This window comes from Burkholderia singularis, assembly GCF_900176645.1.
GTDB classification, from domain to species: Bacteria; Pseudomonadota; Gammaproteobacteria; order Burkholderiales; family Burkholderiaceae; genus Burkholderia; species Burkholderia singularis.
The window spans coordinates 25,593-39,805 of sequence record NZ_FXAN01000044.1 but is presented as its reverse complement, the minus strand read 5'-3'; the positions used below and the strand labels follow the sequence as shown (position 1 = coordinate 39,805).

Annotated in this window: 11 protein-coding genes; 2 read left to right on the top strand and 9 right to left on the bottom strand. The window is 64.1% G+C overall.

All coding sequences use genetic code 11. From position 1 onward, the window contains the following. Positions 1–353: 353 nt before the first annotated feature. On the bottom strand, positions 354–566 hold the full coding sequence (locus BSIN_RS08670; RefSeq protein WP_082709859.1) for a YMGG-like glycine zipper-containing protein: 213 nt from the start codon (positions 564–566) through the stop codon (positions 354–356). 253 nt (positions 567–819) lie between these two features. Here BSIN_RS08670 and BSIN_RS08665 point away from each other — a divergent pair, with 253 nt between their 5' ends. After that, positions 820–2,529, top strand: a complete 1,710-nt coding sequence (locus tag BSIN_RS08665) for a glutamine--tRNA ligase/YqeY domain fusion protein (RefSeq protein WP_069234638.1) — start codon at positions 820–822, stop codon at positions 2,527–2,529. A 167-nt stretch (positions 2,530–2,696) separates the two neighbouring features. On the opposite strand, the gene BSIN_RS08660 is transcribed toward BSIN_RS08665, so the two are convergent. From BSIN_RS08660 to BSIN_RS08650, 3 genes are all read right to left on the bottom strand, one after another. Further along, positions 2,697–3,164: an NUDIX hydrolase gene (locus tag BSIN_RS08660; RefSeq protein WP_089340180.1), complete on the bottom strand. Its 468-nt coding sequence runs from the start codon at positions 3,162–3,164 to the stop codon at positions 2,697–2,699. A gap of 13 nt (positions 3,165–3,177) precedes the next feature. Further along, positions 3,178–3,564 (bottom strand): hypothetical protein, encoded by a 387-nt coding sequence (locus BSIN_RS08655; RefSeq protein ID WP_059514160.1) that lies wholly within the window; start codon positions 3,562–3,564, stop codon positions 3,178–3,180. A 245-nt stretch (positions 3,565–3,809) separates the two neighbouring features. Beyond that, entirely contained in the window at positions 3,810–5,198 is a 1,389-nt protein-coding gene (locus tag BSIN_RS08650) for a cytochrome-c peroxidase (RefSeq protein WP_369828161.1), read from the bottom strand. 245 nt (positions 5,199–5,443) lie between these two features. On the opposite strand from BSIN_RS08650, the gene BSIN_RS08645 reads away from it, so the two are divergent. Beyond that, on the top strand, positions 5,444–7,021 hold the full coding sequence (locus BSIN_RS08645; protein WP_069234641.1) for an acid phosphatase: 1,578 nt from the start codon (positions 5,444–5,446) through the stop codon (positions 7,019–7,021). A 95-nt stretch (positions 7,022–7,116) separates the two neighbouring features. On the opposite strand, the gene BSIN_RS08640 is transcribed toward BSIN_RS08645, so the two are convergent. From BSIN_RS08640 to BSIN_RS08620, 5 genes are all read right to left on the bottom strand, one after another. Next, on the bottom strand, positions 7,117–7,749 hold the full coding sequence (locus BSIN_RS08640) for a response regulator (protein WP_089340179.1): 633 nt from the start codon (positions 7,747–7,749) through the stop codon (positions 7,117–7,119). Further along, entirely contained in the window at positions 7,750–9,846 is a 2,097-nt protein-coding gene (locus tag BSIN_RS08635; protein ID WP_089340178.1) for an ATP-binding protein, read from the bottom strand. 86 nt (positions 9,847–9,932) lie between these two features. Next, the gene (locus tag BSIN_RS08630; protein WP_089340177.1) at positions 9,933–10,898 is read right to left on the bottom strand and encodes a Csu type fimbrial protein; all 966 of its coding nucleotides are present in this window, start codon (positions 10,896–10,898) and stop codon (positions 9,933–9,935) included. Between the two features lie 13 nt (positions 10,899–10,911). Beyond that, a complete protein-coding gene (locus BSIN_RS08625) occupies positions 10,912–13,305 on the bottom strand; it encodes a fimbria/pilus outer membrane usher protein (RefSeq protein WP_089340176.1) in 2,394 nt (797 codons plus the stop codon). A gap of 65 nt (positions 13,306–13,370) precedes the next feature. Beyond that, positions 13,371–14,207 (bottom strand): fimbrial biogenesis chaperone, encoded by an 837-nt coding sequence (locus BSIN_RS08620; RefSeq protein WP_089340175.1) that lies wholly within the window; start codon positions 14,205–14,207, stop codon positions 13,371–13,373. Positions 14,208–14,213 lie beyond the last annotated feature (6 nt).

The following is a 14,213-nucleotide window of genomic DNA, read 5'->3' as shown; positions in this document are numbered from 1 at the left end:
GGGCGTGATTCGGATGTGTCGATCCGAAAGCGAATACGTCTGCTCGACGGGCAGCGCCTCAGCGCCGCGCGGGATACGCTGGGATACGCCGGGAACGGCGCTCCGGCATGCTCGGGCTCGGGAGATTCATCCGCCCTATCGACGGCCAGCCGATATGGCAATGACGAGCCGTTGCCGATATGCCCACGGCAACACCGCTGCGTTGCATCGTGCCACCGGGCGCATCGACGCCGCCTGCTGTCACCGGCACGCCGCGCGCCATCCGAGGGGCGCGTCGGCCCGCCGGAAAGCCGGCGCACCGCCACGGGAGCCGGCAATCGTCAGAGGTCGATAAGGCGCGCCGCGACGCCCGCTCAGCGCACGCCCGCGCCGACGAGACCGCCCGCGGCCGCACCCGCGACCGTGCCGAGCGGGCCGCCCGTGATCAGATAGCCGAGTGCGCCGCCCGCGGCCGCGCCGATGCCGGCATTACGTTGCGTGCGATTCATTGCACAGGCGCTCAGGCTGGCAATCGCAACGGCGATCACAGTGGCGCGCACGAACAGACGGGTCTTGTTGGTTTTCATGATGCGTGGATCTCTGCTAGCACTGCCGCGCGTGGCACCGCGCGGCGGGATGATTCCGAGTGAGCGCATCTTAAAAAAGCCGAATCCGCCCGGCAAAGCGATTTACCTCCTGTTACAGCCCCGAACAGCCTCGATACGCCGGCGGCGCGGCGCGCTCACCTTGCGCGCTGCGCCGCCGCGACCTCCGTCAGGTAGAATTGACAAATTCCGGCGCCATGCCACGCGCGCCCTTCCTTTTTCTGTCCCGTTTCGCATGAGCACCGAACACAACGACGCCGCCGCGCCAGCCAATTTCATCCGCAACATCATCGACGACGACAACCGCACGAACAAATGGGGCGGCCGGGTCGAGACGCGCTTTCCGCCCGAGCCGAACGGCTATCTTCATATCGGCCACGCGAAGAGCATCTGTCTGAATTTCGGCGTCGCGCGCGATTACGGCGGCGTGTGCCATCTGCGCTTCGACGACACGAATCCGGAAAAGGAAAACTTCGAGTACGTGAACTCGATCATCGACGCGGTGCGCTGGCTCGGTTTCGACTGGAGCAAGGACGGCGTCGATCATCAATATTTCGCGAGCGACTACTACGACAAACTGTACGAATTCGCCGAACTGCTGATCCAGCGCGGCCGCGCCTATGTCGATAGCCAAAGCGCCGACGAAATGCGCGCGAACCGCGGCTCGCTGACCGAGGCGGGCAAGCCGTCGCCGTTTCGCGAGCGCACGCCGGAAGAAAACCTCGACCTGTTCCGCCGGATGAAGGCGGGCGAATTCGAAGAAGGCGCCCACGTGCTGCGCGCGAAGATCGACATGGGCTCGCCGAACATGAACCTGCGCGATCCGGTGCTCTACCGGATCCGCTATGCGCATCACTACCGCACGGGCGACAAGTGGTGCGTGTACCCGATGTACGACTACACGCACTGCATCTCGGACGCGCTCGAGCACATCACCCATTCGCTGTGCACGCTCGAATTCGAAGATCATCGGCCGCTGTACGACTGGGTGTTGAACGAACTCGCGCAAGCCGGCGTGTTTACGCGCCCGCTGCCGCAGCAAATCGAATTTTCGCGGCTCAATCTCACCTATGCGGTCACGAGCAAGCGCAAGCTGCTCCAACTCGTGACCGAAGGCCACGTCGACGGCTGGGACGATCCGCGTATGCCGACGATTGTCGGCGTGCGGCGCCGCGGCTTCACGCCGCAGAGCATCCAGTTGTTTTGCGAGCGCATCGGCGTGACGAAGGTGGATTCGTGGATCGACATGAGCGTGTTCGAAGGTGCGCTGCGCGACGATCTCGACGACAAGGCGCCGCGCACGGTGGCCGTGCTTGATCCGCTCAAGCTCGTCATCGACAATTACCCGCAAGGCCAGACCGAAGCCTGCACGGCGCCCGTGCATCCGCATCATCCGGAGCGCGGGCAGCGCACATTCCCCCTCTCGCGCGAGCTGTGGATCGAGCGCGAGGATTTCGCCGAGCATCCTCCGAAGGGCTATTTCCGGCTGTTCCCAGGCAACAAGGTACGATTGCGCTACGGCTACGTCGTCGAATGCACGGGCTTCGACAAGGACGAGCACGGCAACGTGATCGCCGTTCACTGCAACTACTTCCCGGACAGCAAGTCAGGCACCGAAGGCGCGAACAACTACAAGGTCAAGGGCAACATCCATTGGGTCAGCGCCGAGCATGCTTACGCGGCTGAAGTGCGGATCTACGACCGTCTGTTCAACGAACCGCACCCGGACGCGGGCGGACGCAACTTCCTCGACGCGCTGAATCCGAATTCGAAGAAGATCGTGCGCGCATATCTGGAGCCGGGTGCGCGCGAGGCGGCGCCGGAGGCGCGCTATCAGTTCGAGCGCCACGGCTACTTCGTCGCCGATCGCCACGACTCGAAGCCGGGCCAGCCGGTGTTCAACCGGATCGTCGGCTTGCGCGACAGCTGGGGCAAGCCGGCCTGACGGCAGCCGATTCGCATTGCATGCGATAAGCAACGCCCGGCTCGGCAGCCGGGCGTTGCCGTTTGCGGCGCAGGTTCGCCCGCGCCGCATAGCGCCACCGGACGAACGATTCGCAAACGACTGCGGCAACGGCGTGCCGATAGCACAGTGTGCTGCGCATGCCTGCTTCAGCGCGGCAGCCGCCCATGCAACTGTTCGAGCGACAGCGTCGTGCGAAACAGCCGTGCAAGGCTGCGGCTGGCATACGCGCTCACCTCGCCGGGCTCAGTCCAGCGGAAGGCGTCCATCTCGGGAATCATCGAGCCGTCGCGACGGCTCGGGAACATCGACGTGCAGACGCAGCGCGACAGATCCGTTTCGTGCACGGCCGCGCGCGCGGCGAACAGATGCAAATCCTTGTCGGGCCGATAGACGAAGCGACCGAGATCCGTCAGCCGCCCAGGCGCGAGCACGATGCCCGTCTCCTCGACAAGCTCGCGCAGCGCCGCCTGCTGCTCGGTCTCGCCGGGCTCGCTCTGCCCTTTCGGGATATCCCAGTGCGTCGTGTCGGTCGCGTGCGCGAGCAGCACACGGCCGGCCGAATCGAGCAGCACGACCCCGCACGATACGGTGCGCGGCCGGGCAAGCGGCTTCATCGCGATCGGCGCGTCAACGCTTTTGCAGCAGCCACTTGCCCGCCGCGCTCTTGCAGAACAGCGGCTTGAGCGTCATCGATTGCCCCTTCGCCTCGATGACCGTCGTGATCTCACGGCACGTGCGTGCGCCCTGCTCGGTCGTGCTCGGCGTGAGCTTCGCCGCGAGCTTCGTGCCTCTGCCGTCGTTCTGCCAATCGACGGTCTCGCCGTCCTTGCCTTCGTCCCGGACTTTCTGCACGGCCTTGCCCAACGATGCGGTGTCGGCCTTGCTGAAATAGCTGATCGGCGTGTCGGTCAAGAAGTTCAGGTTGTTCTGCGCGTGTGCGCCAAACGCGGCCGTTGCGCATACGGCGCTCGCCAGTGCGCGCGCGAAAATCGAGACAGAGGCTCGCATCGTCATGGTGTTCTCCTTAGGGAAGCGATCGAGTGCCGGCGTGCGAGCACGGCCGCGCGCCGGACAAGCGCTCAAGGATAACTGCAACCACACGCATTTGAAACCGATCTGACAGGAAGTGACGTTTATCGACGGCGCGCAACGCCGCGCCATTCGGCGCGCGCCAGCAGCGCGCGTGGCGATCGGCCGCACGCGCCGCCTATCCGAGCGCTGCGCCGGGCGCCGCTGCATTCGCGCCCCGTCGCATCGAATCAGTGGCCGCCGTGCGCGGCTGGCGCATGCGGATCGTAGCCGTCGGTCAACGTACCGAGGAACGCGATCACGTCCTGGATTTCCGCGTCGGTCAGCACCGGCGCATCGCCGCGTTTGCGGTCGAACGGCGCTTCGTCGTTCAGATTCTTCCAGTAGCGCTTGGGCAGATCGTCGAATTTCTGAACGACGCCGTGCTTTACCGGATAGAACTTCTCCGGATTCGTGTCGCGCTCCGAATAGAAGCGCAGCACGTCTTCGAGCGAATGATAGATACCGTTGTGGAAGAACGATTTCTTCAGGACGACGTTGCGCAGCGTCGGCGTGCGAAACAGGCCGCAAAACTCGTCACGGCCCTTCAAATCCTGACGCTCCGGCCCGCACGCGCCGAGATCATAGAACTTCGGATTGCGATTCACCGCAAGCTCGCGGTTGCGCGGCACGCCCAACGCGATCAGGCCGAAATCGCTGAACTGCGGCGGCGTGCCGTCAAGCCCGCGCTTGCTGACATGGCAGCTCGCGCAGTTGCCCTTCGTCTCGTCGTTGAACACCTTGAGGCCGCGCAACTCGGCATCGGTCAGCGTCGCATGGCCTGCGAGATATGCATCGTACTTGCTCGTGTACGGATAGAACACCTCGGGCTTCTGCTCGAATGTCTCGAGCGCCTTGAGTACCGCCGCGAACGTGGCGGCGTCGTCGTTGAATACCTGCGCGCCGAATGCGGTGCGAAACGCCTGCGCGTAGGGTGCCGCACGCACCGCCCGCGCGACCTTCGCGGGCGTGCTGTTCATCTCGAACGGCGACGTGAGCGGCGCACGCGCCTGTTGTGCGCCGCTGTCGGCGCGGCCGTCCCAGGTCAGGCCGCCGGTCGGGCCGGCGTCGACGCTCTCGTCGCCTTCGTCGTCCGACTCGTGGTAATGCTCGCTGAACTTGGGCACCGCTTGCAGATACTTCAGCGTCGGCACCGAACGAAAACCTTGCTGGCGCATATCGTCGCCGCCGAATTGCGCGGCGAGCGCGTTCGGCGCGCTGAAGCCGTGCTGCGGGCTATGGCACGACGCGCAAGCCAGCTTGCCGGAGCCCGACAGCGACGGATCGAAGAAGATCTGCCGGCCAAGCTCCGTCATCTGCTTCACGCCTTCGTACACCTGCGCGCGTGTCTGCGGCTGGCCGTCGACGACGACGGGCGCATCGGAGCGCACCGCCGGCGCATCCGAGGCGGCCGAGGCGGCTAACGCCCCGCTCGCCGCCGCGGCCGGGCCCGTCGCCGCGGGGCCGTTCGCATCGCACCCCGCGGCGCCCGCCGCGATCACCCCGGCTGCGGCCACCGTGCGAAGCGCGGCGAACAACCGACGGCTCGGTAAAACAGATCGCAGCGGATAGCGCATCATCGGTTCGGCAGTAGCAAGTGACAAAGGCGCGAGCGTATGTCATGAAAATGACGCTTCGATGACATTAAATGAAAGCATAAAGAAAGCGACGCAACATGTGGTTGTCAAATGCGCCTTACACAATTCTGGCCGCCGGCTGTCGATCGGCGTTCATGCCGGACGCTGCGATGCACACACTGCGATGGACTCATCGCGCCAGCCCGCCCCACATCAATACCCTCACCTCGCGACAAGAGAGAAAGCAGATGAACAAGCACTGGATTCGCGTGACCCCGATCGCGCTCGCGGTTGCCCTCGGGCTGAGCGCGTGCGGTGGAGACGACGTCACGTCGCCCGGCCTGTCGGCGGTTAAGAATGTCGTCGTGATTTACGCGGAAAACCGCAGCTTCGACAACCTGTACGGCAATTTCCCGGGCGCCAACGGCCTGCAGAATGCGTCGGCCGCCACGCAGCTCGACCGCGACGGCACGAAGCTCGCCACGTTGCCGAAGGTCTGGGGCGGTCTGACCGCGACGGGCGTGACGCCCACGATCACGGAAGCGATGACGGCCAACCTGCCGAACCAGCCGTTCGCGATCGACGATCCCAACGGCTTCAACACGCCGATGAGCGTGACGACGCGCGACCTCGTCCACCGCTTCTACGAAAACCAGATGCAGATCGACGGCGGCAAGAACGACAAGTTCGCCGCGTGGTCCGATGCGGGCGGCCTCGTCATGGGCCATTACACGCCGGACCCGTCGAAGCTGCCGCTCTGGAAGCTCGCGCAGCAGTACACGCTCGCCGACAACTTCTTCATGGGCGCGTTCGGCGGCTCGTTCCTGAACCACCAATATCTGATCTGCGCGTGCGCGCCGTACTACCCGAACGCCGACAAGAGCCCGGCCGCCAGCCAGATCTCCGTCGTCAACCCGGACGGCGTGACGCTCACCACCGCCGCGAACTCGCCTGCCTCCGCGCTGTCGGGCCCGCCGAAGTTCGTGAAATCGGGCGGCCTCACGCCTGACTTCTATGCGGTCAACACGATGCAGCCGCCGTACCAGCCGAGCGGCAACGCGGCCGCGAAGGGCGGCGATCCGAATCTCGCCGATCCGTCGAACCCGTCGACGCTGCCGCCGCAGACGCAGCAGAACATCGGCGATCTGCTGACCAACGCCGGCATTTCGTGGGCCTGGTACGGCGGCGCCTGGAACCAGGCACTGCAAGCCGCGCAAAGCGGCCAGTCGAACGTGATCTACGGCCCGAACCTGTCGGCGCCGAACTTCCAGCCGCACCACCAGCCGTTCAACTACTATGCGAACCAGGCTCCCGGCACCGCGAGCCGCGCGCAGCACCTGCTCGACGGCGGCCAGAACGGCGCGGCCTTCCTCCAGGCGATCGATTCGGGCAAACTGCCGCAAGTGACGTTCTACAAGCCGCAGGGCAATCTGAACGAGCACCCGGGCTACACGGACGTCGCATCGGGCGACCAGCACATCGCCGATGTCATCTCGCATCTGCAAAAGAGCCCGCAGTGGAACAATATGGTCGTCATCGTCACGTATGACGAGAACGGCGGCTTCTGGGATCACGTCGGCCCGCCGAAGGGCGACCGTTGGGGCCCGGGCACGCGAATTCCGGCGATCATCGTTTCACCGTTCGCGAAGCAGGGCTTCGTCGATCATACGCAATACGACACCGCATCGATCCTGCGCTTCATCACGCGGCGCTTCTCGCTGCCGACGCTGCCGGGCCTGCAACAGCGCGACGCCGCGCTCGTCGCAAACGGCGGCAAGGCGATGGGCGATCTGACGAACGCGCTGACGCTGTCGACGGGCAATTGAGCGATTCGGCAGGGCTGTATCGCTGAACCGGGCGGCTTCGGCCGCCCTTTTTTCATGCGTGGCAACGCGGGCGCCGCGCGCAAACCGGCACGCCGCTACACCAGCCCGTTCTCCGACGCATACATGAACAGATCGGCGTCGGAGCGCAGGCCGAGCTTGCCCATCGCATTGTGCTTGTGTGTACTGACGGTTTTGATGCTGCGGCCGCAGCGGTGTGCGATAGCGGTCATCGTCATGCCCGCCGCGCACAGGCGCACCACCTCGACCTCGCGCGGACTCAACGGCCGCATGGCATCCGCTTCGCGCAACGCGATACCCGCCGTAGCGGCCGCCTGCGGGCCGATATACGGCCGCCCCTCGCTCGCGACGGCGACCGCGCGCGGCAGCTCGTCCAGATCGCCGCGCTTGCTCAGCACCGCGAGCGCGCCTGCCTGCCGCATCGTCTGTATCAAGCGCGGATTGTCGAGCATCGTCAGCACGACGACACGAACCGACGGATGGCGCTCGCGAATCGCGTTCAGCATGTCTAGCCCGTCGGCGACCGGCTTGTCGGGCATCGCGAAATCGGTGACGACGACATCGCACTGCGTGCACTCGAGCAACGCAAACAATTCGGCCGGATCGTGCGCCTCGCCTACGATCGACACGTCGAGCCCCTCCGCCAATGCATGGCGAATACCGAGCAGCACGAGCGGATGGTCGTCCGCGATCAACACTTGAACGCTCATTCAATTTTCTCCTTTTGAATCATCGTCATCGCGCCACTGTGCAGGATACTCGACACAGCTCAGCAGATAACCCACCATCGCCAGCACTTCCCGCGCCTCGCTGCGCACCGCGCGTGCATCGTCGGCTGCGAGCAGTTGATGAAATACGTCCAGCAGTTCGTCGACATGCGCCTGACCAAACAGACTGAACGTACCACGCGCCGCGTGGCACCACGCGCGCAACGTTTGCTCGGACAGACCATCTCCAAGATGGCGCATCAGCGTGTCGCGATCGCGCTCGAGCGAATCGTGGCATGCGCGCGCAATTGCTTCGAACGCGGGAAGATCGGCACGCGATGCACCGAATACCTTCAGCAAGGTGTTGCGCTCGATCAGCGCCGGATCGAAGCGCAATACGGGAGCCGGTTCGATCGCCTCGACAAGCGCGCGCTCGAGCCGCTCGAGCGTCACCGGCTTGCCAATGCAGCTCACCATGCCGGCATCCACGCAACGCGCGGCATCGCTTTGCGATGCCAGCGCCGTCATGCCGACCACCGGTGTCGCACGCACCCGCGGATCCGGATGCGCGCGGATCGATTCGGCAAGCGCCAGGCCGTCGAGGCCCGGCATCCGGCAGTCGGTCAGCACGATGTCGAACGCCTGCTTCTCGAGCGTGCGCAGCGCTTCGTCGCCACCGTTGCACAAATGCGCATGATGGCCCAATGCGTCGAGCCGGTAGCGCATCGCGAGACGGTTCATCGCTTGATCGTCGACGACCAGCACCCGATACGAAAGCGCCGCGGGCCGCGCAGGCGCAGCATGTATGCGCACCACGTCGCGCGCGTCGAGCACCGCGCGCAAGCTCGCGACGAACGCGCGCCAGCCGGGCGGATTGCAATCGAGACGCACCGGCGCGCTGCCTTCGGCCTCCTCCTCTGGGGCCGCCGACATCATCACGCCGATCCGGCCAATGGACGGCGGCCAAGCGGCCACGCGGGCGTCGTCGCATAGCACCGCATCGACGCCTCGGGTGCCACACCCCGCGAGCCGCATGCCGGCCGCGCGCGCATATGCGCTCAGGGCCGCCGCGAGCCCGGCATCGGCGACATCGATCGCCAAGATGCGCCCCGTCAACGCATCGGGCTGATAGCCGCGCGCAACGACCCCGCAACGGATGCTCATCGTCGCGACCGTGCCGCGCCCCACCTCGCTCGTCAGCGTGACCTCTCCGCCGAGCAGCCGCGCGAGCTTGCGTGCGACCGTGAGTCCGAGCCCGGACCCCTGCTCGGCATCAGATCCGGCCGGCTGCGCATCGCGCGCCCTCGTGCCGCGCACGAACGGCGTGAAAAGTTTCGGCAGGTCTTCGGCGGCGATCCCGATGCCCGTATCAACCACGGCCGCGACGATGGTGAGAGCATCACCGCAATCGTCCGTCACGCTCAAGCGCACCGACACGCTGCCACGCTCCGTATACCGGATGGCATTGCCGATGAGATTGACGAGAATCTGCCGCAACCGATTGCCGTCCGTCAACACGACGGCCGGCACGTCCTCGTCGATATGCAAGCCGATACGCAAGCCCTTGCGGCGCGCCCGCGCCGCCAGCAGCGCGGTCACGCTGTCAGTCAGCTCGCGCAGATCGATATGGACCGGTTCGATCGCAAACTGCCCCGCCTCGAGATTCGCGTGATCGAGCAAATCGTTCAACACCCGCACAAGCGATTGCCCGGACTCCTGCATCAGCCCCAGCAGGCGCTGCTGCTCGGCTGCCGGCGGCCGAGCCGTCAGTACGTCGACGAGCGCGAGCATGCTGTCGACGGGGCCGCGCAGTTCGTGGCTCGCCACCGCGAGCGCGCCGCGGCTCGCATTCAACGAAGCCCGCAAACGCCGCAAATTGTGCTGTGTCCAGCCAAAGCACAACAGTACGATCAATACATTGCTGCTCCACCATAGCCAAGGGTGAAGCAACGTTTTCTCGCAGGGCGTTTTCACGCTCGCCGAGGACACCATGATCGGATCCGAAGCCTGCGATGACGTCCACACCGCGAGCAGCGCGGTCACGACGCCCATCAGGATGCGTCGGCAGAATTTGCGCCTGCAAAAGCCGTCGCTTCTCATGTTGTTATCTCACCTGGAACCTGGCCGGAATACGCATCTCGTCGGTCACTGAACATTCATTCATCACCGCTTCGGTGTACCCAAAGCTAATAACGCACGTCGATGATCACGCTATCGGTATACGTCCCGACAGCAGGAGTCGATTGATCTGTATAGATTTTCGCGGTGTAGGGAAACTGCTGCGCGGCCTGGCCGTTAGCTGCCGTACCGCTGCCGACACGATTCGTCGCTTGTCCCCATACAGTACTGCCGCCCGAACTATAGATGTCGTATTGCAATCGGTTCGTGCCATTGGCCATTTGCCGGCGTCCGTTCGCGGCCGGATTCGCCCCCGGGCTCAAACCGACCGTATAGACCATGCCCTTCGTGCAGGTCAGCGACAGATTGCCCGTGACGGCTTGGAAACTCCCGACCGATGGCGCGGAGCCGAAGTTCACGTTCGGCGCGACGATCACGCAGTCGTTCGTCACGGTCAGCGTCACGGGTACGACGGTCGAGCCGCTGCCATTACTCCATCCGAGGCAAATCAAGATTGCAATGCCTGTGCATACGTGCCAGTCCCAGTTGATCGTCAGCGTGTCCGTATACGTCCCCGCGGCGACGTTGCTGCCCGGCGCGGTTCGGAAATAAAGCGGCAGCGCCGAAGACGACGACGCGCTTCCACCGATGCTGATCCATTGAGTGCTATACCAGTCGTAGGTCGTGCCCAACGTAATCTGCTTACTGTATGAAGAGTCTTGATACAGCGAATAGGGAATCGAATCGCCGGTCGAACTGACCAGCTTCAGCCCGTTCGCCGACATCACCGTCCCGCTGATTCTGTTGCCGAGCGAAATCAGCCCGAGGAAAGCACCGGGGCAAGTCATGCCGACGTTCGTAGTCGACGTCGATTGCGGCTGACTCGCGACGTTGAACGACGTAACCGAGCCGAACGATGCCGGAGTCGCGGCGACGAGCGAGCAGTCTGCCGCGATCGCCCGCAAGGGTCCGAGCATGGTGAGCGCAACGATCGAGATTGCGAGGTGACGGAGAAATTTATTAAACATATTCATCGGTAACTGATCGTTATTCACTGCAACCGAGCGGACCGACGCGGTTCATCTGCGCTGCATTCACGTCTGTGTCGAACATTGCCCGGCATTGACCGCCGCCCGGCAGCGTCACGCGCAGATGATTGACGGCCGACAAGCCCTCGAAATAAGTTTCGCCACCCCAGCCGACGAGCGCGGTCTGGCCGCTCTCCTCGTGCAGCACGCGTGCGCCGACCTTGAGCGGCTTGCCGCTGCCATCCACGAGCGCGATGCGCGCCGATACGATTTTCTCGACCGGGAAAGACACCAGTGCGCCGGCACGTTCGCGCACGGCAACGCGACGCTCGACGACAGGCACCCGCATATTACTTGGCAATCCCAATGGATCGATTTCGTACTTGCCGGCATAGTACGAAGGCGCCCAAGGCACAAGCAGGTGACCGCTGCCGTCCGTCGCCCCGACGAGCTGATTCTCGTAGCGCACCGGCACGCCCTTGCGGCCTTGCGTGCTGATCAGCACGAACGCGTCGTCGACCCGGTTCGCGGGCATGACTGCCCCGTCCATCACAACCAGCGAGCCCTGCACCTCGCCCCAGCGCGTATACGATTGTCCGCCGCCGTATCCGTAAGCACCGCCCTGCACCTCGAAGTAACGGTTGCGCCAGGTCGCGTCCGCTTGCTGATAATGCGAATTGCCGCCTCCATAGGCAAGATTCCAGCCGAAACCACCGTCACTTGGCACGCTGCGGCTGTATTGCACGCGCTCGCTCCAATTGTTGCGCTCGTCGCGCGCCACCGAACCGGTCACGACGCCCTTGTCGCCGAACGGCAAAATGAGCTGCACTTGCGCCGCGACGCTGCGCTCGCCGATCGTCTTGTTGAGCGATGCGTAAATCGTCGCGCGATTGAAAATCGGCCGTGTATACGACAGATTCGCGATCCGCGTGCGCGAGCCGTCCATCCCGCGCACATCGAAATATCCGGCGCCGAGCGTGCCGCCGATCGCGCCGAGATTCAACGCGCCGGTCGCCTGCGTGCTGCTGCGCACGAGCCGATAGCGAACATCGGAAGGCAAATCGTAAACTGACAGATCGCCGTAATTTCCGGTGCGCTGGATTCGTTGCAACGACAAGCTCGCACGCTGCGACGAATAGCTGTAGCCGAAGGCGTACTGTTGGCCAGACGCGCCCGCGAAACTGCTTTGCGTTGCCGCGAAATTGAACACGCCGAACATGCCAACACCGAGATCGAAGCCCACGCCGCCGAGCGCGAGACGCTCGCCGCCTTCGGCATGCCCTTCGATCGTCAGATAGTCGGTCAAGCCGTAGCGTGCGGTACCGGACACGGCGAACTTTCCATAAGAGAACGAACGAATACCGTAATCGCGCCGCATTGCGCCGACCGATAGCGAATAATCCGACAATCCTTTTTGCAGCAGCGTATTCGCCACGTAGAACGGTATCGTCGTCGCAACCTGACGGCCGAGCGCATCGGTGGTCACGACAGTCGCCTCGCCTGCCCCGTTGATGAACGGCACATTGTTCAGCGTAAACGGCCCGGGATTGACCTGTCCCGACGTCGTTTTGCTGCCGTTGATGAAAAGATCGACGGCGGTGGGTACCGCGGCCTGTCCGGAGAACTGCGGCAGCGGGTACGTCACGATGTCGGGCCGCACCCTGAAGTTGCGCTCGATCGATACGCCGCCCAATCGCACCGCGCTGCTCCACGATAGGGCTCCCGTGACCAAGTCGCCCGCCGTATAGGTCAGCATCCGGTCCTGGTCCGAATAGCGCCAGGTGGTGTCGTAACGCAGATAGCGGTTGCTCGCGATGCCGCCGTTGCCGCCGTAATCGCGCCGATAAACGCCTGTGGTCGTCACCGTGCCCCACTTGTCGAACATGCGCGCTTCGGTCCAGGCTGACGTATAGCTCGTGCCGAGGGTCGGCGAACTCGTGTAAATATCGTAATTGAATAGAATGCCGAAATTTACCGCCGCGGGCGTGCGATCATAGAGCCGCCGCGAACCAATCGTTTGCGACGGAAGCCAATCCGCCGGAACGGTGAGTTTTAAGCGCTGTTCGGCGCTTTCGTATTCGACTTCCACGCCGTCGAGTTTCGCGAGATCGACCAGCGTATCCGGATCGGCGTTCGTGCGCACCGAAGCCTGCGCAAGATCGCCCGCGCGCACGAAATACGCGCCATCCCGATAGCGAACTGGAACGATCCGGCCCGTCGACAGTTCATTGACGACGAGCTCCAGGTACAGCGTGCCCTGCTTCGCCGCCCCCGATGCGGGTGGCAATGCGCGGCTGAAATTATCCGCGAGCGTCACCGGCTCATCCGCGCGCGCGCCGGTTGCCGCCGCAAACGCCAGGCCGACCGCCCATGCTGCCGAGCGCAAGCGCGGCGGCCTTTGTCTTCCGGTCATTCGTGTGTAAGTACGCTTCAACGCATATCCCCGTATCGACGTCGTCGCTTGTGTCGTAATGCAAATCACCGGCCTGCCGCCGCGCTATCCACATCGATCGCAAGATCGGCCACACCGTTGACGGTGGCGGCCAGTTTGGATTCCGAATTGAGTTTCATGCCTTCCGGAATCACCCAACGCATCTGAGCGCCGGGTAGCACGTATCCAAGCAGGCCACGCGCAAAATCGGAGCGCACGCCGTTCGATTCGAACGTCACATGTGTGAGCCGTGCATGCACTGGGCCACGGTTAGACATGACGAGCCAGCGCTTGCCGCCATCCTGCGCAACGTGCCAGCTCAAGCTCGGACGGCCGGCCGTTGCGGGATCGCGGCGCTTCTCCGGGTTCTCCTTTGCCCACAAGCCGTTGCCGTAAACGAAGAGCGGCACCGAGTAATGCATCTGGAATTTGACGCCGAGCGACGAGCCGCTCGATGCGGCTTGCGTATCCTCGGGTTGTGGAATCTCGTCGATCAGTACGCGATAAGCCTCTTCCGTGCCGGGCGCAACCTCGGCGGTGCGCGTCAGACGAATCAACTGCCGTTTGCCCGGCGGCACGGTCGCCATCGGCGGGCTACCCGCGATACGTGTCTGGTTTTCGTCGTAGAGGTCTTCGCCGTTCTCCTCGCGCCAGCCGAGCACACGCACCTGCAGCGTCACCGGCTGCCGATCGCGGTTCTCGAGCCAGAGCGCTGCCGCGTTCTGATCGCTATCGATCACGGGATCGATCGGCCAGATCATCACGGACGCGGCCGCGTAAGCGTGACCGGCGGTGAACACCATCGCCATCGCCGCGCAAAGCGCCGCACGACGTAAAAAGCCGCCGAAGCGCGCCGGTCCGGCCGGCGATATCGAAACATTCATCACGTA